The organism is Agrobacterium larrymoorei (assembly GCF_005145045.1).
In the GTDB taxonomy this organism is placed as follows: Bacteria; Pseudomonadota; Alphaproteobacteria; order Rhizobiales; family Rhizobiaceae; genus Agrobacterium; species Agrobacterium larrymoorei.
The window spans coordinates 78,549-97,932 of sequence record NZ_CP039692.1 but is presented as its reverse complement, the minus strand read 5'-3'; the positions used below and the strand labels follow the sequence as shown (position 1 = coordinate 97,932).

The 19,384-nt window shown below is 53.8% G+C and carries 14 protein-coding genes; 7 read left to right on the top strand and 7 right to left on the bottom strand.

The features are described from left to right. Window positions 1-54 precede the first annotated feature (54 nt). Window positions 55-759: an anti-sigma factor gene (locus tag CFBP5473_RS14790; protein WP_027676547.1), complete on the bottom strand. Its 705-nt coding sequence runs from the start codon at window positions 757-759 to the stop codon at window positions 55-57. Next, entirely contained in the window at window positions 756-1,301 is a 546-nt protein-coding gene (locus CFBP5473_RS14785) for a sigma-70 family RNA polymerase sigma factor (protein ID WP_027676548.1), read from the bottom strand. Before CFBP5473_RS14785 ends, CFBP5473_RS14790 begins: the two co-directional genes overlap by 4 nt. 204 nt (window positions 1,302-1,505) lie before the next feature. Here CFBP5473_RS14785 and CFBP5473_RS14780 point away from each other — a divergent pair, with 204 nt between their 5' ends. After that, window positions 1,506-2,294, top strand: a complete 789-nt coding sequence (locus tag CFBP5473_RS14780) for a DUF4394 domain-containing protein (protein WP_027676549.1) — start codon at window positions 1,506-1,508, stop codon at window positions 2,292-2,294. A 164-nt stretch (window positions 2,295-2,458) separates the two neighbouring features. On the opposite strand, the gene amyA is transcribed toward CFBP5473_RS14780, so the two are convergent. After that, window positions 2,459-3,943 (bottom strand): alpha-amylase, encoded by a 1,485-nt coding sequence (amyA, locus tag CFBP5473_RS14775; protein ID WP_027676550.1) that lies wholly within the window; start codon window positions 3,941-3,943, stop codon window positions 2,459-2,461. On the opposite strand from amyA, the gene CFBP5473_RS14770 reads away from it, so the two are divergent. Further along, window positions 3,942-4,193 (top strand): hypothetical protein, encoded by a 252-nt coding sequence (locus tag CFBP5473_RS14770; RefSeq protein WP_027676551.1) that lies wholly within the window; start codon window positions 3,942-3,944, stop codon window positions 4,191-4,193. The two genes, amyA and CFBP5473_RS14770, sit on opposite strands and share 2 nt — an antisense overlap. Window positions 4,194-4,205: 12 nt before the next feature. Beyond that, entirely contained in the window at window positions 4,206-5,066 is an 861-nt protein-coding gene (locus CFBP5473_RS14765; RefSeq protein WP_027676552.1) for an SMP-30/gluconolactonase/LRE family protein, read from the top strand. A gap of 35 nt (window positions 5,067-5,101) precedes the next feature. On the opposite strand, the gene CFBP5473_RS14760 is transcribed toward CFBP5473_RS14765, so the two are convergent. The 3 genes from CFBP5473_RS14760 to CFBP5473_RS14750 form a co-directional block, all read right to left on the bottom strand. Then, window positions 5,102-5,995 carry an SDR family oxidoreductase gene (locus CFBP5473_RS14760; protein ID WP_027676553.1) on the bottom strand — a complete coding sequence of 298 codons (894 nt, stop codon included), beginning with the start codon at window positions 5,993-5,995 and terminating at the stop codon, window positions 5,102-5,104. Further along, window positions 5,988-7,874 (bottom strand): glycoside hydrolase family 15 protein, encoded by a 1,887-nt coding sequence (locus tag CFBP5473_RS14755; RefSeq protein ID WP_106389446.1) that lies wholly within the window; start codon window positions 7,872-7,874, stop codon window positions 5,988-5,990. The genes CFBP5473_RS14760 and CFBP5473_RS14755 overlap by 8 nt, the downstream gene beginning before the upstream one ends. Before the next feature lie 1,489 nt (window positions 7,875-9,363). After that, window positions 9,364-10,425: an SDR family oxidoreductase gene (locus CFBP5473_RS14750; RefSeq protein WP_027676555.1), complete on the bottom strand. Its 1,062-nt coding sequence runs from the start codon at window positions 10,423-10,425 to the stop codon at window positions 9,364-9,366. Window positions 10,426-10,523: 98 nt separating this feature from the next. Between CFBP5473_RS14750 and CFBP5473_RS14745 the strand changes: the two genes are divergently transcribed. Then, entirely contained in the window at window positions 10,524-10,901 is a 378-nt protein-coding gene (locus CFBP5473_RS14745; protein ID WP_027676556.1) for a winged helix-turn-helix transcriptional regulator, read from the top strand. Window positions 10,902-11,108: 207 nt separating this feature from the next. On the opposite strand, the gene CFBP5473_RS14740 is transcribed toward CFBP5473_RS14745, so the two are convergent. Beyond that, window positions 11,109-11,594, bottom strand: a complete 486-nt coding sequence (locus CFBP5473_RS14740; RefSeq protein ID WP_027676557.1) for a PAS domain-containing protein — start codon at window positions 11,592-11,594, stop codon at window positions 11,109-11,111. A gap of 428 nt (window positions 11,595-12,022) precedes the next feature. On the opposite strand from CFBP5473_RS14740, the gene CFBP5473_RS25595 reads away from it, so the two are divergent. The 3 genes from CFBP5473_RS25595 (at window position 12,023) to CFBP5473_RS14725 (ending at window position 19,362) form a co-directional block, all read left to right on the top strand. Continuing rightward, entirely contained in the window at window positions 12,023-13,849 is a 1,827-nt protein-coding gene (locus CFBP5473_RS25595; protein ID WP_051441366.1) for a methyl-accepting chemotaxis protein, read from the top strand. Window positions 13,850-14,024: 175 nt separating this feature from the next. Continuing rightward, window positions 14,025-15,794 carry a methyl-accepting chemotaxis protein gene (locus CFBP5473_RS14730; protein WP_027676558.1) on the top strand — a complete coding sequence of 590 codons (1,770 nt, stop codon included), beginning with the start codon at window positions 14,025-14,027 and terminating at the stop codon, window positions 15,792-15,794. A gap of 859 nt (window positions 15,795-16,653) precedes the next feature. After that, window positions 16,654-19,362, top strand: a complete 2,709-nt coding sequence (locus tag CFBP5473_RS14725; protein ID WP_084631773.1) for an EAL domain-containing protein — start codon at window positions 16,654-16,656, stop codon at window positions 19,360-19,362. Window positions 19,363-19,384: the final 22 nt, after the last annotated feature.

The window sequence follows — 19,384 nt, the reverse complement described above, 5'->3', positions numbered from 1 at the left end:
CGCATGCCAGCATGCGCCCACTGTCTCAATAATCAGACCTCATTTCAAAATATGTCAGCGCGGAAATCTCGCCAGTCCTTTGGCCAGTATAGGCCCTGTCGGACGACCGGTTGGTGATCCCCCCGCCTGTTCGAGCGTGATCTCGTATAGCTGATTGTCACGCGGGGTTGGCAATGCGGGCCCATAAAGGCGAGCCGAGTGAACGCCCTCCAGCAATCCAAGCGAAACAGGCCCCATTTCCCGAGATGGAAGTGTCCAAACCTCTATCGCCTTATCGTTCGGCACAGCAAAGTCAGCCAGCATACGTATCGTCGCTTTCTCATTTCCAAAGTCCTCGACAACAGCTTGAACCTCTCCGGCCTCATTGATCAAAACGGCGACGACAAGCGGCTCTATCGTGCGAGTGAGGCTGTAGCCAAGACCGATCGCAAGCAATAATGCAGCGGCAATCGATGAAAGCGCCGCGATCTTCCAGCCTTTGCTGTTATTGTCATTCGCGACCGGGGGGACAGGCGTGTCGCTTTTCGCATGTTGCGCAGGCAGCGCCGATTCAATGCGATGCCACAAGGCCTCGTTGACGGTTGCCGGTGTAACAGCGGTGTCCAGCGGCAGAAAACGCTCGCGGCTTGCGGCAATCGCGGCCTTCAGTTCGGGATCGCGCTCCATGGCTTCCTCGATTTCCGTGGCGGTGGCGCTCTCGGTCAAACCCAGCACATATTCATCGGCGAGGGTTGCTATGTCCTTGCGGTCATATGTCATGCCATGCACTCCCGAAGCGTCAGAAGCCCGCGCCTGATCCAGGACTTCGCGGTCCCGAGCGGAATGCGCAGTCTTCCGGCGATCTCCCCATGAGAATATCCTCCAACATAGGCCATCAGGATACCGTGCCGCTTCGTTTCATCGAGCGATCCGAGGCATTCGTGCAAACGGGATTGTCGATCCAGCCGGTGCCACGCCGCCATGATTGTGTCTGCCTGCTCGGCTTCCTGAAGGGTTTCGACCTCTTCGACTAAATGTTCACGTTTGCCATCCCGCAGGAGATTGAGCGCTCTGTTCCGGACGATGGCATAAATCCATCCCCGCGCGGAGCCACGGTCGGCACTGTATTGATAAGCGTGGGTCCATATTCGGATAAAGGCTTCCTGCACCACCTCTTCGGCAAGCTCGCGACGCCTGACGATGCGTTGCGCCACAGCGACCAGCCGTCCGGCTTCCTGATCGAAAATACGACGCAGTGCCAATCGGTCGCCCTTGGCGCAGGCGGCAAGCGCCTTATCCAGATCATCCGGCCCAGAGCCCATCAATATCCTTACCCTCCCCTGATGCCGACGTTGAACATCGTCAGCCTTCTGGAACTATACCCATCCAGCCAGCGAATGGATGCAGTATCAAGATTATTTTTATAGCCTGCATCCAAACGCATCCTCTGCGGTGTCTTCAATCAAGAAGGGTCAAGAGCCGAGTGCCTGAAGCCTTCTTGAACATTGAACGCACGGGAGAAAGACATGAAGACCATTCGTTTCGCACTAATCGCCTCCGTTGCCTTTGCCGCCACGGCATCTACAGCCTTTTCGGCACCCGTTCTCGGGCTGACGGGCGACAAGACACTCGTCATGTTCGATACCGAAAAGCCCGCGGTGACAAAGACCATGGACGTAACCGGCGTCGATAAGCTCGTCGGCATCGATTACCGCCCCGGCAACAAGACGGTAATCGGCGTTACCCCGGATCATCGCATCGTCACCATCAATCTTGAAAGCGGCGCTGCCACCGATCTCGCGAAAATGGACAAGATGCTGACGATGACGGAGGCTCCGGTCGTCGTCGACTTCAACCCGATGGCGGACCGTCTTCGTTTCATGACTGGCACCACCAACCACCGCGTCCATCCTGATACCGGTGCAGTCACAGTAGACGGCGTGCTGGCCTTCGAGGATGGCGACATGCATAAGGGCGAAACGCCGAACATTGTCGCTGCCGCCTATACCAACTCCATCGGCAAGCCGGAAAAGACCGCGATGTACAACATCGACGCGACCATAGGTGCTCTGATCCAGCAGACCAAGCCGAATGACGGTACTCTGAAGGCAATCGGCAAGCTTGGGTTCAAGGACAAACCCGCAACCTATGCCTTCGACATTCAGGGCATGGAAGGCGGCAAGAACACCGCCTATCTCGCTGCAAACAAGATGCTGTACACCGTCAATCTCGAAACGGGTGCCGCAACGGAGGTCGGTGCTATTACCGGCACGGAAAACGAAGTTCGCGATATCGCTGTGCTTCCGGCCATGTAATACAGGAATACGGACGGAGGCATCTAGCAGCAATTTGCCGCCGTCCGCGTTTCCGCTTTAGAGGCCGAATTTTTGGAAGAGCAATCCAGATATCTGATTACTTGCAGGGTCAACGATTACAGTGAACTATGCCGAGATACTGCCCCTTAAGTGGCAGCAGTACTTTAAAGCGTGCCATCTTGGACCCAAACACTGACACTGCCGCCGTTTGTCGGAAACGTCGCTTTGCCATTGTCGCCGACCACGATCTGAGCATGGTAATGGCCAAGCAAATCGACGTAAGTTACGCCAGCGTGATCCGTTCCAAGATCTGCGAGCTTCTCCCCGGCCTCGCCGTTGGACATCACGACGACGCAGCCAGGCAATCCGTCTGCGCCGTGACGAATGAAGCCGATGCAATGAGGATCATCAAACAGGTCCGTCTGTGGGCCGTGTGCGAAACGTCTGCGGGCGTTGATGATTGCCGGCAGGCATCCGATCGCTGGCATCTCGACCGCGCGATGCTCGCCGTCCTTGTCGTCCGTATAGCTTGCGCCATAAAGGTCAGGGTAGAAAACGCAAGGGATGCCTTGATTGCTCAGCAGGATAAGCGCATATGCCAACGGCTTGAACCAGGGCTCGACGGCGGCTTCGAGTGATTGAAGCGGCTGCGTATCGTGGTTGTCAACAATCGTGACAGCATGATCGGGGTGCACGGAGACGAGCGATCCGTCGAAGATCGTCCGCATATCGAAATCGCCACCAGCCTTTGACGCCTCGTGGAAACGGTGGTGCAGCGCCACGTCGAACACGGTCAGTTGGTGATCGACGAGGTCCAGGTAGCTCTTCAGCGTTCCCATGTCCGGATGCCAGTATTCGGCAACCACGAACAAGTCTTCCCTGACGGTCTGGCGCATGTGGCCAACCCAGTCGCGGAAGAACCAGGCCGGGATGTGCTTTGCTGCGTCGAGGCGAAAACCATCGACACGTACCTGATCTGACAGCCAGCGACCCCAGTATTTCAGTTCTTCGTAGACAGCGTTGTTGCGAAACTCGACATCGGCACCCATCAGATAGTCGAAATTGCCGAGCTCGTTATCGACCTCGTCATTCCATTCGCCATCGCCATACTCGTTGACCAGTCGGAATACGCCGGTCTCCGTGGGATTTTCGATGACATCGACACCGCTGAAGCATTTTTGGTCCCAGACGAACTGTGAATGAGCTCCGCCACGCCCGGGGAAGGTAAAGCGGGTGTAGGCCAGCGCCTCGAACGCATTGTCCTCCATCCGATTGCGGTCGTCCGGGTTCACACGACGTACGTGGACGGTTTCCTTCTCGTCTGCGCCCATCTTATGATTGAACACGACGTCGTGTATCACACCGATACTGTTCTCGTTCAGTACCCGACAGGCATGTTCAAGTGCGGTCTTGTCGCCATACTTGGTCGCTACCGTACCCTTCTGATCGAACTCGCCGAGGTCGAACAAGTCGTAGGTGTCGTAACCAACGGAGAATCCACCAGAGGAACCTTTGTAAGCTGGGGGAAGCCATACATCCGTGATGCCAATGGCCGCCAGGCTCTCAGCCTTTTCCGCTATCTCCTTCCACAAACCACCTCCATCTTGCGTGTACCAGTGGAAAAATTGCAGGAGCGTGCGTTGCGTCATGGCGAACCTCGTTGATGTGGCGGCGATTAACGGAATGAAGCGCAATTGGTTTCGAGCAACCAACCGCCAGATATTTTTATTTTCCTTCGCTCGCTCTTTCTCCGGTCTCGTGCGTTTGAGGGCAGTGATAGCGAAGTTGGAGATTGGGGTTCGCCTGTCTCAGTGGCGGGACGTCAGCGGAACCAAGCTCACCTTGGAACCTGTTAGAAACGCTCGACGCATCGCTTCGGCCAATCGCTACCGTGGATGAGGGAACGCCACCATGACCGTGCAAATTATTCGCATATTAGCGGAACCGATGGGCCTTGACCTTCCGCTGAACCAGCTCGGTGAAGGCGCGCATTATGATCACGCGACCCACCGGCTGTTCTGGGTCGATATCGAGGGCAAAACGATCCACGTTCTCGACGTCGTTTCCAAAGCGCATTCGAGCTGGACGCTCACAAAAAAGGTTACGTTCGCTGTTCCGAAAGACGGGCAGTTGTTGTTGTGCCTTGAAGACGGTGTTTACGTTTTCGACCCTCAGCTTGGCGAGGAGACAGCGATCGCCACGCTCGACTTACCCCGCGATCATCGCCTCAACGATGGCAAGGTTTCGCCAGAGGGACGTCTGTGGGTTGGCACGATCGATACGTCCGACGCCCCTTCAGAGACTGCCGGGCTATTTGTACTCGACGAGAACGACCTGAAGCTGGTCGAAAGCGGCTATGAGAACGCAAACGGTAAGTCCTGGAGCCCTGACGGGACAATCATGTACCATGCCGACACCGCGCGCTCGACGATATGGCAATATGACTATGATACTCAATCGGGAAAACTTTCTGGCAAGCGCGAGTTTGTCACGGTTGATTGTGGCAACCCTGACGGCCTCTGCGTTGACGACAATGGGCGGATTTATGCCGCAATCTACGGGGGAGCCCGCATCGACGTGTTCGAACCGGACGGACGAAAAATAGCTCAGGTCGCTGTACCCGTTCCGAACCCTACGAGCTGCACATTTGCGCCGGGCGAGCCTAACATGCTCTACATCACCACCGCATATAACGGGATGGACGAAGATGAGCGCAAGAAATATCCGTTAGCAGGCGCTATGTTTAATGAGGAGCTTTCGGCGATATCTTGATGTGAGAGGGCGGCCTTTTGGCCGCCCTTAGAGTCTTATGCGATACCGTCGCCGCCGGTTGCACCGAACACTTCGCCTGTCAGATAGCTGCCCTCCTGACTGGCCAAGAGAACATAAAGCGGGGCAATCTCGACCGGCTGGCCTGGACGGCCGAACAGGGTCTGCTCACCGAACTTGGTGACCTTCTCTTGCGGCTGGCCGCCAGACGACTGCAACGCGGTCCAGAAAGGACCGGGCGCAACGACGTTGGCACGAATGCCTTTTTCGATCAGTTGTGCTGCCAGAGCTTTTGTGTAAGCGACGATGCCGGCTTTCGTCGTTGCGTAGTCGAGCAAGATCGCCGATGGATCATACGCCTGAATGGATGCAGTCGTGATGATTGCGGCGCCTGCGGGAAGGTGTTCGACGGCCTCCTGAGAAATCCAGTGCATCGCGTAAAGGTTGGTTTTTAGTGTCTTATCGAAGTCGTCGGAAGTAACCTTCGAGATGTCCTTGCGATGCTGTTGGCGGCCAGCGTTGATGACCAGGATATCAAGACCGCCGAGAGCATCGACAGCCTTACGAACGAGTTCGCGGCTCCATGTCTCTTCAGTGATGTCGCCGGGAAGAGCGACAGCTTTGCGGCCTTCCGCTTCGATTAGAGCAATAACTTCTTTAGCGTCGCTTTCCTCGCTGTCCAGGTAGGAGATCGCGACGTCTGCACCTTCGCGCGCATAGGCGATAGCTGCCGCACGGCCGATCCCGCTATCGCCACCTGTTATGAGCGCCTTGCGACCGGTCAACTTGCCGGCACCCCTGTAGCTCGTCTCACCATGGTCAGGCTTCGGATCCATGTCAGCGGCAAGACCAGGCATCGGCTGCGGCTGTTCAGGGAATGGCGGCTTTGGGTATTGTTGGCGCGGGTCTTGCATCGTTAGCCGATCAGTCATTTTTTTCTCCTTGGTGATCTTTTTGCGTTTGGTAGTTTGTGTCAGGCGCAAATTCTTCGTGCAGAACCGAGAGCGTCATCAGGTGGGCAAGGTGGGTCAACCCTTGTGGAAGGTTCCCGAGGAAGCCGCCGGTATCTGGATCAATCATTTCCGAGAAAATGCCGACACTGGCCTTCAACGCATCGTTTAGGGCATCGAACCTTTGCAATGCCTCCTGTCGATTTCCAAGAATGGCGTGCGCCTCTATCATCCAGAAAGAACAGGCAAGAAAGCATCCTTCTTCCTTCTCTGCCCCACTGTATCGGTAATGGAAGTTTCCCTTGCCGAGTTCTCGGTCGATGGCGTCAATCGTCGCTTTCAACCGCTCGAAACCGTCGAAGCCGAAACGTACCGCCAAGGCCAAGGAGGCATCCAGCTTTTGGGAGCCGGGGTACATAACGAAAGCCAGCTTTTCTTCTGACCAGCAGTTTGTCTCAATCCAGTCTTTAACCCGGTCTCGCTCCCTTTCCCAACGGTCACGGCAGGTCGTGGGAAGTTGTCCCTGATCTGCAAGCTCGACTGCACGAGCAAGCGCTTGCCAGCAACTGACTTTGGACATGGTGTAATGCTGATTTTCCTCGAGCTCCCATATGCCGGCGTCACGCATCCGCCACCTGTCAGCGCACTCATCAGCAAGATGAGCCAAGAGCTCCGCGCTCGAAGCATCCAAGATATTCCCGCTGTCGACAAACTGAGATGCTGTCTCGAAGATATCTCCGTAAATACCATGTTGGTGTTGATTGGTGGCTAGATTGCCCACAACGACCGGGGATGACTGGCGGTAGCCAAGCGCTTCGATCTCCTTCACGTCTTCGACCAGTTCGCCGTCGAGAGTGTAACAGACCCTCGGTCCGTGTCGCTTCAGTTGTGACAGAAGCCAAGAGAACGCCGCTTTCGCTTCAGGCTCAGCTCCTGCTGCCAGAAATGCCTTGATCGTATAACCGGCATCTCTAATCCAGGCATATCGGTAGTCGTAGTTTTTTTCTCCGCCGATGCGTTCGGGAAGCGATGTGGTCGCAGCGGCTGCAATCGCACCCGACGGCGAGTAAAGAAGAAGCTTGAGTGCAAGCGCGCTGCGCACGAAAGAGGTCCTGTCGGGGCCGTCATAATCGATGCTCTTCGCCCAGATTCGCCACTCGTCATCTGATATGTCGATACGGTGGTCTATGTCCTCGATTTTCGGAACGACAAGGGGTTCGTCTCGGCCAGCGACAATCGCGATCGTCTTGCGCTCACCTCGGGATACAGCGAAGCAGCCGCTGACGCCTTCGTCTTCCCATTGGCATTCGACACCGTCGCTATGCAACAGAAGACCAAGCACGGTCTCGACGTGAAATACGATATGTTTCCCGATCGTCGAATGGTAAGGATTCGCAGTGTTGCCGCGGCGTCCGAGCTTCATCGCAATTTGGAATCTTACCGAGCCGCTGACCCCATCAACCCGGCGCGCAAGCTCAGCCCAAGGCAATCGACCAGCAGTCCCGCTGTTTATGGATTCCGTCAGCACCGCGACGCCTCCGACGGTCCGGAAAGTCGTTTCAAGCACGTTGCTGTCTGTCCGGTACGTTCGAGTCACTGTGTAAGGTTCATCAGGCTCGATTAGAAAATATCCGCCTTCCTCGGCATCCAGCAATCGATCGAACAGGGGAGGCGAATCCATGTTCGGTACGCACCACCAGTCAATTGATCCATCCTTGCCCGACAAGGCAACGGATCGTCCCTCCCCAAGGGCAGCGTAATCCTCAAGAGGCAAATAGCCATTAAAGCGGGCAACCGTGCTGAACCCAGCTTTGGAACTCGCTTTTAAGCCAGGAATTACTTGCGATAACAAGCCTGTCATCGCGGAAGTCTCCTGACAGATGCCGTCGCGCGAGTTATAGCCGATAGACCAGCAATTAGGGAACCTCTTGCTAGAGTGGCCTCAACGACGCGAAACTCTCGGCGGGCAACGTACTTTTTTGCTGATCCCGCGACCCTAGCCTTGCTGGGACCGTCGATCGGTGCAAGTCGATTAGCTCCAGAGGGCTCGACTAGCTGACGTGCTGGCTCAAGACGGTCTGGATCGCGAGTTGTCCCGGTAGCCCATTCGGCGCTCGCGAACTGTTGGGCAATCGCGAGATCGATACCCGCGCTCGCGCCGGTGGCAACAATCCTGTTTGACAATTCCATGCTCCGCAGTGCTGCAAGTCTTCAAGGCCGATGATGAAACGGCGCGGTCTCAAACGAGACCTAAGCACTCAACGGGAGTAAGATCAAAAGGTTCAACGGAGACAAAGACTTATATTTTACACCATAAGACTTTTGCTCTTCGCTCGTTCTACCCTTGCCAACCTTTTCTGGTTGAGGCGAGCGAACTGGATTATGATATAGCAGTTTGGTCGCCTACCAGCGGGCATTACCACCTTTCCTCTGCGAGGCCTTGGAAGCGGGCATGGTGGTGCTGGTGAAGCTGCTTTGCATTGGCAAGAGAAGTGCTCGACCGCCTCATCAGCCGCCTGTAGATCGTCGACCATGCTGTTCCGCGATGGCTGCCGGTTCATTCGTTCGTATCTTGCCAGATATGACGGTCAATGGTTCGCTGCAACTTGGCATCTGAATTTGCGGAAATGAAACAAGCCGCGATCAAATTCTGTCGTCTTTCTCTACGGATGGGCCTGCGTGGGCTCGTCGAATGACTCTATTTCTCAAAAACCACTGTGTCGAGGAAACGATTACTCGTCATCGCCAGACGATTGACCTCACCAGCAAGAGCGAAAATCTGACGAGATGAGCATTACGACAGATTTTGTGGGTGAACTTGCGCGCGACGCGAACCGGATCGCGTCGCATATCTGAACTACCAAAAAGGTGCATGCTCGAGCGAGCCGTCTTAATCATTCGCGAACTTCGCGAAGAAATCGGATTATCACAGGGGCCGGGTCGAGATGCAGCATTCGACATTCACACCACCGCCTTGGCGATTGAACACTGATGGCGTGACGATTCCGAAATTACCCAAGGCCTTTTGACCGCAGCGACTATGATCAAAGGGCAGCACCAAGAACCTGAAGCGCGCTGACGATCGCGAAGAGCGCAGAGAGCTTGATCATATGAGCGATCAGAAGTTACTAGAAGCAGTACGCCTTCTACCATCAGTCAGCGCTATCGATTTCGGTCCCTGAAAGCGAAATCGATTGATGTGCCAGACGCACAGCAATAGGTTTGGAAGCCTCTCGACGGTCAGATGAGTGAAATCTCATGTCGCTCCAGGGGTTTGAGTTTGATTACGTGAATCGGGCCAGTTAATCTGTGGCGGTTTCGATTTCTTATCGCCTAATGCTGAAACCCATTTAGGGTATGAGCCTGCTTACTCGCAGGTTTTCGAACAACGCAACAAATGCATCATCCGTGGGTTGATATTCCTTGAACCCTAGACGGCGGCTGTTGCTCATATCGGTTACCACCTCGATGGGACGGCCCAGATCCGCGTCCGTATGCCATGGAGAGGCGAGGCGATTGAGATCAGTTTCAGCCAGTCTCTCACGCTTGGCGATATTACTCCAGATCGCAGCATCCCCGCTCATCTGTTCGGAAAGAGGACTGCCCATTCCATCGAAGCTGGCGGTGTCAAGGCTGAACCAGTTTGCAATTCGTTCCCACATCCATTTCCAACGGAAGATATCGCCGTTGACAACGTTAAACGCCTGATTGTGCGCCCGCGGTGTCTCGGTCGCCCATAGCAAGTGTTTCGCCAGAAGATTGGCGTCCGTCATGTCGGTGAGACCATTCCACTGAACGGTTGAGCCGGGGAAGCGGAACGGTCGGCCTGTCTCGCGGCAGATCGTGGCGTAGACGGCAAGCGTCGTACCCATGTTCATGGCGTTGCCAACTGCCTGTCCGATCACGGTGTGCGGGCGGTGGATGCTCCAAGTAAATCCATCGCGTTCGGCAGCGGCAAAGACCTCGTCTTCCTGCGCGTAATAGAAGTTCTCAATATCGAGCCGATCCTGTGCCTCACGAAACGGCGTTTGAGGCAGCGTGCCTTTGCCATAGGCCTCGAATGGCCCAAGATAATGCTTCAAGCCGGTCACCAGCGCCACATGCCGCGTGGATCGAACGGGTCTCAGCCCATCCAGCAAATTGCGGACCATGGCCGAATTGACGCGGATGTTTTCCGCCTCACTGTTCTGCCTCGCCCATGTGGTGATGAAAACGGCATCGGGGCGCACATCGCTCAGCGCCCGCGCCGTTTCGCTCGCATTTTGCAGATCCGCAGCGACGGGAATAATATGCGGATGCCCCTTGGGTCGCCTCGCCAACCCATAGACTTTCCAGCCTTCCTTCAGCAAAAGCTCTGACGTTGCGCCGCCAACGATCCCGCTTGCGCCGACGACCAATGCTGTTCTAACCATGATGACACTCCATTTTCGATCGAGCCACAGTTAGGCATCGGGCAGGCCGATAGGTAGACGGCACTGTTTGGTGACATGGATACAAAGAGGTGACCACAATGAAGCCGGGCAGCAATGAAGAGGAGTGGCGCGAGGACTGCGCGCCCCGCCGGGTGCTGGAACTGTTCTCGACCAAGTGGACGAGCATGATACTGCACGTCCTTCACAAGATTCACGGTGGCACCGCCAGAACGGGCGTGCTGGAACGCAGCCTGCCCGGGATCTCCAAGAAGATGCTGACGCAAACCCTGAAAGAGATGGAGCATTCAGGTCTCGTCTCGCGACACGTGCATTCGACGCGACCTCCCGCCGTCGAATATCGGCTGACGGAACTTGGCCAGCGTTTCATCGAGCCCGTCGATATGCTCTATACTTGGGGCAGGGACAATGCCGATGCCTTGGATGCGCTCAAAGCCCGCACGACCTCACGGCGCTAGGGGTGTTCATAGGTTGAATCGGCAATGAACAGCGCCGGCCGCCAGAATTGAGGTCGAAACCTTGACCGTTTTTACGTTCATGGTGCGGGCTACAGTGAAAGGTTTGGAAGCGCCTCGTCCGTAATTATAAAGCGGAGAGATGCCTGAGTTCCACGGCATCAGACTAATACCTTTGTTCTGCTTTTACGTTGGATGTCCCGCCTCGAACTATGAGATGGAATGAAGCGCTGAGATAAGGTAGCGTTCAGCTAGCTTCTGCCCGCTATTTCGCGAGAGCGCGATTGCGTCCGCAATCTTTTGTTCAAGCGTTTGCGATCTCGGTTCGGTCATGGGAGCGTCGGATAGGAGAACGATCCCGGAATAGACTGAAGGTACGCCTTCAGTGTCTTTAGCGCAGGAACCCATACTGCGGAGCGTCTTCACGCGACCGCTGGGACACAAGATACGATAGGCCGAAACTCGAGACTGACCACCCAAAATGACATCGTGTACACGTTCCGCCAAACGGGGCCGATCTTCCTCGACGATACGTGACAGGATGAGTTCGACAGGTACCCCATGCGCAAGTGATCGCTCATCGATCTCGTAGATGTCGGCAAATGCTCTGTCTGCGGTCAGCGTATTTTCAGGCACACACCAAGAGTAGAAGCCGGCACCCATCATCATTTGTTCAATTGAGTTCTGCTGCTTCATGTATTCCCCCTAGCTTCGAAGCAATCAAAAAACAAAACGCGCTCCCGCCGTTCAGCGGCTATCACATCGATAGCGCGTCTAGCGCGAGCATCTTAAAATATTATCTTGTTGGCATTTTAGTAAAGTGACATATGAGAGGCGCTTATAAGTATGATATAATCGATGTCGCTCAACGGGCGCTCTAATGAAACAGTAAAACCAGTAACATGATCGGTATAGAATAAATTCCTTATTTAGAGTTGCGTAATCCGAACCTAGAATAGGTGTCTCGCAACCCAGAATGATCTTAACAGCGCCTTAATGTTTTGGGCGAATATTATCACACATAATCTTGGGGTAGAGGCGCGAACGGCAGAGGCCGGTCTGAAACGCGGACGATGATGTTCACCCCATCTTCGCATTCCTCACCCAATCGCTGGAACTGTGTCATGTCACTCATGCAAAACCTCCGGATCAGGACGAAGGTCCTGTCGCTCGTTCTTCCAACATGCCTGCTGGGTATTGGCGGCGCGCTCTACATATCTAACAACTTCAAAGCCGCCGATACAGAATACACGGACTTCATCGCCAATGACGGCAACGCGGAGATCAATATGGCTATTGCCAGTCAGCGTCTGGTTGCCGTTGTGTACGATGCGTACCAGGTTTTTCTCTATGATGCAGGTATGCCGGGAATGAAACGGGCGACCGATGACTACGCTGCCAGCAAGGTCAGACTACATGAGCTGATGGACAGCGCTGAGACATTAGTGCCTGAGGAAAGTCAGGCGCTGTCAGCACTCCAGTTGCAAGCGGAATCCATTATACAGATTACCGACAAAGCCGTTGCTGCAGGTTTAGCAAACCGCGACGAAGAGGCTAAAGCCCTTCTCCTGCAGGCCGATGAACAGGCCGCGAAAACCATCGGCGAAATGCGGACATGGATTAACCGCGCAAGCGATAGCATAAAAGCTAAGGCAGGTCATCTCTCTGAAAAGACGAACAACACGATCCTTTATGCTCTTGCAACGCTCGCCACAGTGTTTGCCATGGCATTGTGCTTGGCTGTTTTTATTACCAAACGGGAAATCACCTCGCCGATAGAGCGCCTGCGTCTGCGCATGATGTCGCTCGCTTCGGGGCAAGTCGATGAACCTGTTCCAGGTGGCGATCGTCGCGACGAACTTGGCAGCATGGCCTCTGCTGTGTCCGTGTTTCGTGACAATGCGAAAGAAAAGCAACGTCTCGAGCAACAGGCTGAAGCTGATAGATCTCTATCTGAACGCGACAGGCTCGAGCGCGAGCGACTAAAGGCCGAAGAGGCTGCCAATATAAAATTTGCCGTTGACGCTTTGCGCGAGGGACTGGAAGCTTTATCGAATGGGCGCGTTTCTCACCGTATCCTCATCCCCTTCAAAGGCACGCTTGACGATCTTCGTGCGAACTTCAACAGCTCTGTCGAAAAGCTACAATCAGTCTTGAAATCGGTTGGCCAGAATGCGGCTGGCATCGACGCTGGCGCCAATGAAATTCGTTCGGCTGCCGACGACCTGTCGAGACGAACAGAACAGCAAGCCGCGTCTGTAGAGGAAACGGCTGCCGCCCTTGAACAGATCACAACGACTGTTAAGGATTCTGCCAGGCGTGCAGACGATGCTGGCAAGCTTGTCGAAAATGCGCGAATGGGCGTCGAGCATTCTGGAGAGCTTATGCAGGATGCTATTCATGCAATGCAGGCAATCGAAAAATCCTCTGGCGAAATGGGGAACATCATCTCGGTAATTGATGAGATCGCTTTCCAGACAAACCTTCTGGCCCTGAATGCTGGCGTTGAAGCAGCAAGAGCCGGCGAAGCTGGGAAAGGGTTCGCAGTCGTCGCGCAGGAAGTGCGCGAGCTCGCTCAGCGCTCGGCTACTGCGGCAAAAGAGATCAAGTCTTTGATTGCCGCTTCTGGTTCACAAGTTCAGGCAGGCGTTGACATTGTTAAGCAGACGGGCAACTCGCTGGATACAATTGTGACGGAAGTTCGAGAGATCAGCAGGCACGTCAGCGCAATCGTCGAATCCTCCCGCGAGCAATCGACAGGGCTACAAGAGATCAACACCGCCGTGAACGTAATGGATCAGGGAACGCAACAAAACGCTGCTATGGTCGAGCAATCGACTGCAGCAAGTCACAGCCTGGCTCGTGAGGCGGCAGCACTCAATCAACTGCTGTCTCAATTTGATCTCGGTACAGCCGGCGCACGACACATCCCCGGTAGGAAGGCTGCTTGAGTTGCAAGGTGAATATGAGCCGCGCGACACGCGCGGCAATATTTCTTTTTGCTAAAGTCACTGCTCGAATTAAGTCCGGCAGAGAAATTACGACAAAGCTCTTACGCTACCAAACTGAACATTAATGGTTTTCTCTTATATCCGTTATCTTTCACTTTCTCGCCGGAGTACCAAAATGCAGGCCTTTTCGCTTATGCGCACTGAAGCGCAAGCGGTTCTTGAGTCGTTTCATCGGTCGCAAGCAATCATTTCATTCAAGCCGGACGGCACGATTTTGGATGCCAACAAGAACTTCTGCCAGGCATTGGGATACGAGCGGGAAGAGATCGTGGGCAAGCACCACCGGATCTTCGTCAGGGAGGCCGACCGACACACCAATGATTACCAGATGTTCTGGAAGAATCTCTCCGAAGGCAAGTTTGAAAAAGGTCAGTATAAGAGGTTCACAAAATCTGGCGATAGCATCTGGATTGAGGCGTCATATAACCCGGTTTTAAGAGGAGGAAAGGTTGTCAAGATTGTAAAGATCGCGACCGATATCACCGCCACAAAAACGCTCAGTCTTGAAAGCTACGGGAAACTTGACGCGCTGTCGCGTGCTCAGGCTGTGATTGAGTTCAATCCTTCGGGTCAAATCATTATCGCCAATCAAAACTTTCTTGACGCGCTAGGTTATGAGATCACCGAGATTGCCGGGCAGCATCACAGTATGTTTTGCGAACCCGAATATATCGCTTCTGCCGACTACGCCACTTTTTGGCAGAGACTATCGGCCGGCGAGTACTACAACGATGAGTTCAAGCGTATCCGCAAAGACGGTAAGCCAATCTACATTCAGGCTACCTACAGCCCGATCTATGACGACGATGGCAACGTTTTCAAAGTTGTGAAGTTCGCAACCGACGTAACAGGTCGGGTGGTGGCGTTGCAGCAAATCGCTGCTGGGCTCGAGCGCCTCGCAGACTGCAATATCCGCTTTACCATCGACGAGCCATTTGTGCCCGAGTTCGATCACCTTAGGCATGACTTCAACGCAACGCTTGCAAAATTCCAGGAAACGCTCGAGCAGGTTCTCGCGCAAACGAATAACCTGTCCATTAAGTGTGATGAGCTTAGCGATAATGCGGGTAGCATTGCGCAGCGTTCAGAGCAGCAGGCGACTGCACTGGATCAAACAAATCAATCGCTTGCTCAGATCACAAGCGCTGTCAGCGAATCAACCGAGCGAACTACGACAGCCCGCGAGCTCGTTGATGAGGCGCTGTCTGCGGCCAGCAAGTCGGTCCTAGTCGTCACCGACACGATACACGCTATAGGTCGCATCGAAGCTGCTTCTGACGAGATCGGAAAAATAACTGGTGTGATCGATGAAATTGCGTTTCAGACAAATCTCCTCGCGCTCAATGCCGGGGTTGAAGCCGCGCGCGCCGGCGAGGCTGGAAAGGGTTTCGCAGTTGTCGCGCAAGAGGTGCGCGAACTGGCGCAGCGATCCGCCAAGGCAGCTAAAGAGATCTCATTCCTGATCCAGAATTCATCGAGAGAGGTCAAGGAGGGAGTTCGTCTGGTCGGGGAAACCGGAGCGGCCTTAACAAACATCGAAGGGTATGTTCAGGCAATCGACAGCAATGTCGAGGCTATTGCGTCGGCGGCATTCGACCAGAAGACACGCTTGCAGGAGATCAACCTAGCCGTCGGATCGCTTGATAAGATGACAAGGCAAAACGCCAGCATGGTCGCTGGGATGAGCGGAACGGCCAGTTCTCTGGCATCGGGAGCTGTTGATCTTGAAAAGCTGGTGAAGAGATTCAAACTCAATCGCAGAAAGTGGGTAAGAGAGCCTGGATCCGAGGCCGCATTGCGTGGTCGTGCTAGTCGCGGTTTCGGGAAGAATAGTCTTTATGTCGCTCAAGTTTCGAAGAGGGAGGAAGGCCAGCCGGCCGCATAGCTTTACAGTATGCCGCTTAAGTTCGGCCACCATGTTGCGTGACTGATTATGGCCGCGATGCTTTTGATGTCTTCTCGCGCGTTGGCCAGGCTCAATTGCTTTGTGAGATCCGGGGCAATACGATGCTTGTGACAGGACACACTGGCTCTGGCCGATGGCGCCTGTCTTGTTAATGTCAACTTGAGGATTATCACGCCCCAATTCCCAGCTGTTCCGACCCGGCGCAGAATCACTGGTGAAGCTTTTGGCGAGCTCTATGTTTATATGGAAATTGATGTCCCTTACCGAAGTGTCTTCCCCTCCGCGGTGCGTTGACGTCTCAACGTTGTTGACGAACCCTCCTCCGATTGTGATGCGTCCATCATTAGGTCTGTCTGTTCCTCATAAAATCAACCAATAAGGCCGCGCCAGGGGACTGATCCTCACCACGATCTATCGGCTCAGTAACAGTTGAACGACGATATCGGCAATTTATAGTTGAACCACAGGCAGGCGTTGTGTTTTGCTTGAAGGGATTAAATAGAAACTTATGCGATTGCTACGGAAACACCACATACCTCCCGGCTGGATAAACATCGGTTTTCATCTTGGTATCAAATCTGCGAAGTCGCGATTTTAGCGTTACTGCGTTTAAAACATCGGCTTTGAAGATTTTTCCAAGGCGTGTGTGGCACATTTGCGATAATTGTTAGTTCAATCAACTAATCATGGAGTGGCATGTCGAGACGTATTAGTCTTCAACTGCTGACAGCTAAAAGGGAAAAATACTGCAGCGTTGTTAACTAGAATTTTACGTTAGTTATAACACTAAACTTAAGGATGTGCGTCTTATAGTCGTGAGGGACAACAGGTGGCTCTCATGATATTTCCTTGGAACAAGCATCTTCGCAGCAACGGCTCGGTTGTCGCACGCTCAAGAGGGCCGAAGGATGACTGTTGTCAGACCCATAAACTATCCGCCGAGTTGCTGCAAAGTGCGCTGTCGCGCGGTGAAATATGGCCTGCATTTCAGCCGATCGTTGATCTGCAATCTGGCGCTATCGTGGCTTTTGAAATTCTTGCTCGTTGGACAGACCCCATTGCAGGCGCGATTTCTCCCACTCAGTTCATTCCATTGGCTGAACAGTGCGGACTGATCGGCGATCTGACAGACAAGATATTGCGAGAAGCATGTGTCATTGCATTAAGCTGGCAAGGATCGTTCGTCCTTGCTATCAACATCTCTCCAGTGCAGTTTCATGACCACGAACTGTCAACGAGAATTCTGCGCACCGTCCGCTCGAGTGGATTTCCGGTTCATCGAGTTCACGTCGAAATCACAGAAAGCGCGCTGCTAGAGAATGACCCGTCTGTCCACGCAACGATTGCTTCACTCAAGGCCTCAGGCATAGGGCTTGCTCTTGACGATTTCGGGACTGGTTTTGCAAGTTTGACCCAGTTGCACGCTTTTCCCTTCAACAAACTTAAGATCGACATGAGTTTTGTGAGGTCTATGACAGTCGATAGTGGTAGCAGAAAGATTATCGCATCGGTTATTGGCCTTGGTCAGAGCCTTGGAATGACCGTCGTCGCAGAGGGCGTGGAAACAGAAGAACAGGCAACTCTTTTGCGCCGGATGGGCTGCGATCTTGGTCAGGGTTGGCTATTTGGAAAGGCTGAGAACGCCCTGGAAACCGGCAAACTCATTGAGAGACGCTTGGTCGGAGATCTGTCCAAGCGCAAGCCGCCTGCACAACTCTTTCATCGCGTGCATCAACTCGACGCTCTTTACACTGCTTCACCGATCGGTCTCTGTCTTCTGGACACGAACTTCGTCCACACCAGCGTCAATCCCCGATTTTCGGCCATGTTTGCCTTGTCACCCGATGACATGATCGGCCACACGGTCCATTCTTTCATGCCAGCGCACGAGGCTGATAGGGTGACAAGTGATCTCGTAAAGGTTCTGAATGGCGATACAGTTGTCATAGAAGATTACCGACCCATTGGATCGGATAGAGTATTTTTCGTCATCAACCAACGCGTTGACGATGACGATGGTGTTGCCATCGGAATATCCGTCACCGCAGTGGACGTTACCGGTTACAAGACTCTCGAAACGCTTCTGTCACAGACAGAGGATCATCAGCGGTGGAGCATTGACCTGAGCCCAAACATTCCTTGGGCGAGCGATGCGGCTGGAGTGGTTAACTTTATGGGACCCACCCCCGACTGTTCAAAAATTGACGTGGACGCGCGCATCGAGGACTGGATGGCGCGCATGCACCCGGAAGATCGTCTTCGTGTCCGGCAACAGTGGCTGGCATGGATACCGTCTGGAAAACCATTCCAAACAATGTTCAGGATGAGGCTTGGCGACGACGGCTTCCACTGGATGCTCAGTCGCGCCAAACCTCATCACGGTCCGGACGGCAAAATCATAAAATGGTACGGCGTAATCACGGAAATGGCTGCCCAACAAAGTCTTCGGGATCAGTTATTGAGGCTTGAGAACGTCGGCGCTTCGCCACAGGATCGCTCGCATGACGTAACGTTCATCTGCGCAGACAATAACTACGACCAGCAGATTGAACGGCCAGCTAAAGTATACCAGAAAAGCGAACCGCACGACGGCCTGTCGCGATCGCATTATGTATCGATGCTGATGCGGATGTTTGAAGGCGCGCCGATTGCGATGTCGATTACGACCAGCGACACAAGGATGTCCCGTTATGTCAAGGTGAACGCGGCTTATCTGAAGATGACCGGACGCTCCTGGGAGCAAATCAGGGGTAAGACGTTGCTCGATGCAGGCTCCGCAATCGACAACACAGACCGCAATCGACGTCATCAACTGTTACTTGATCAGGGATATTATGAACTGGAAGAGGTCGATATTGTCCGCGCCGACGGAAGCAAAGTTCCAACCTTGATTTCGGCCCAGAGAACCACAATCAATGGAACGTCTTTCGACCTTGAAATCATCGTGGATGTTTCAGAGCGCGTGCGACAACAACGCGAGGCCGAAAATGCTCTAAAGGTTTCAGCGAGAACGGATGCACTTTCCGGTCTGCCGAACCGTGCCTATTTCGATGAGGTACTGCTGCAACGGATCGCCCAGGCACGAGGCCCACACGACGTGTTGGCACTCGCCTACATGGATCTGAACGGGTTCAAGGCAATCAATGACACGCTTGGACATCTTGTGGGTGACGAAGTCCTTAGGGTTATTTCATCGAGACTGCGATCAGAGTTTGCGACGCAATTTGTCGCTCGTGTTGGTGGGGACGAGTTCGCATTGTTAATAGAAACAGACAAGTTTGGTGCGATCGGTTTGCAGCAGATGCTTTACCAGCATATGCAAAACGTCTTCAAGTCAATATCGATAAGCGGTCAGACTGTGACTTCTGGAGCAGCGGTGGGCGTGACAATCCTTTGTGAAACGGATAATGCGCATTCAGTACTCCAGCGAGCCGACGACTACATGTATATCGCGAAGTCCACATCCCAGAGGATCGCGGTCGTCTATTTGGGCGATATCGATCAAAATTTTAGAGGCAACGAAAAGATTATATCTGCTGCCACCTGACGATGAAGGACGAAAATATGAT

Coding starts and splice junctions, on each gene's coding strand:
- CFBP5473_RS14790 (WP_027676547.1), bottom strand. CDS start 759: ATGACATATGACCGCAAGGACATAGCAACCCTCGCCGATGAATATGTG.
- CFBP5473_RS14785 (WP_027676548.1), bottom strand. CDS start 1,301: ATGGGCTCTGGGCCGGATGATCTGGATAAGGCGCTTGCCGCCTGCGCC.
- CFBP5473_RS14780 (WP_027676549.1), top strand. CDS start 1,506: ATGAAGACCATTCGTTTCGCACTAATCGCCTCCGTTGCCTTTGCCGCC.
- CFBP5473_RS14770 (WP_027676551.1), top strand. CDS start 3,942: ATGGCGAACCTCGTTGATGTGGCGGCGATTAACGGAATGAAGCGCAAT.
- amyA (WP_027676550.1), bottom strand. CDS start 3,943: ATGACGCAACGCACGCTCCTGCAATTTTTCCACTGGTACACGCAAGAT.
- CFBP5473_RS14765 (WP_027676552.1), top strand. CDS start 4,206: ATGACCGTGCAAATTATTCGCATATTAGCGGAACCGATGGGCCTTGAC.
- CFBP5473_RS14760 (WP_027676553.1), bottom strand. CDS start 5,995: ATGACTGATCGGCTAACGATGCAAGACCCGCGCCAACAATACCCAAAG.
- CFBP5473_RS14755 (WP_106389446.1), bottom strand. CDS start 7,874: ATGACAGGCTTGTTATCGCAAGTAATTCCTGGCTTAAAAGCGAGTTCC.
- CFBP5473_RS14750 (WP_027676555.1), bottom strand. CDS start 10,425: ATGGTTAGAACAGCATTGGTCGTCGGCGCAAGCGGGATCGTTGGCGGC.
- CFBP5473_RS14745 (WP_027676556.1), top strand. CDS start 10,524: ATGAAGCCGGGCAGCAATGAAGAGGAGTGGCGCGAGGACTGCGCGCCC.
- CFBP5473_RS14740 (WP_027676557.1), bottom strand. CDS start 11,594: ATGAAGCAGCAGAACTCAATTGAACAAATGATGATGGGTGCCGGCTTC.
- CFBP5473_RS25595 (WP_051441366.1), top strand. CDS start 12,023: ATGTCACTCATGCAAAACCTCCGGATCAGGACGAAGGTCCTGTCGCTC.
- CFBP5473_RS14730 (WP_027676558.1), top strand. CDS start 14,025: ATGCAGGCCTTTTCGCTTATGCGCACTGAAGCGCAAGCGGTTCTTGAG.
- CFBP5473_RS14725 (WP_084631773.1), top strand. CDS start 16,654: ATGATATTTCCTTGGAACAAGCATCTTCGCAGCAACGGCTCGGTTGTC.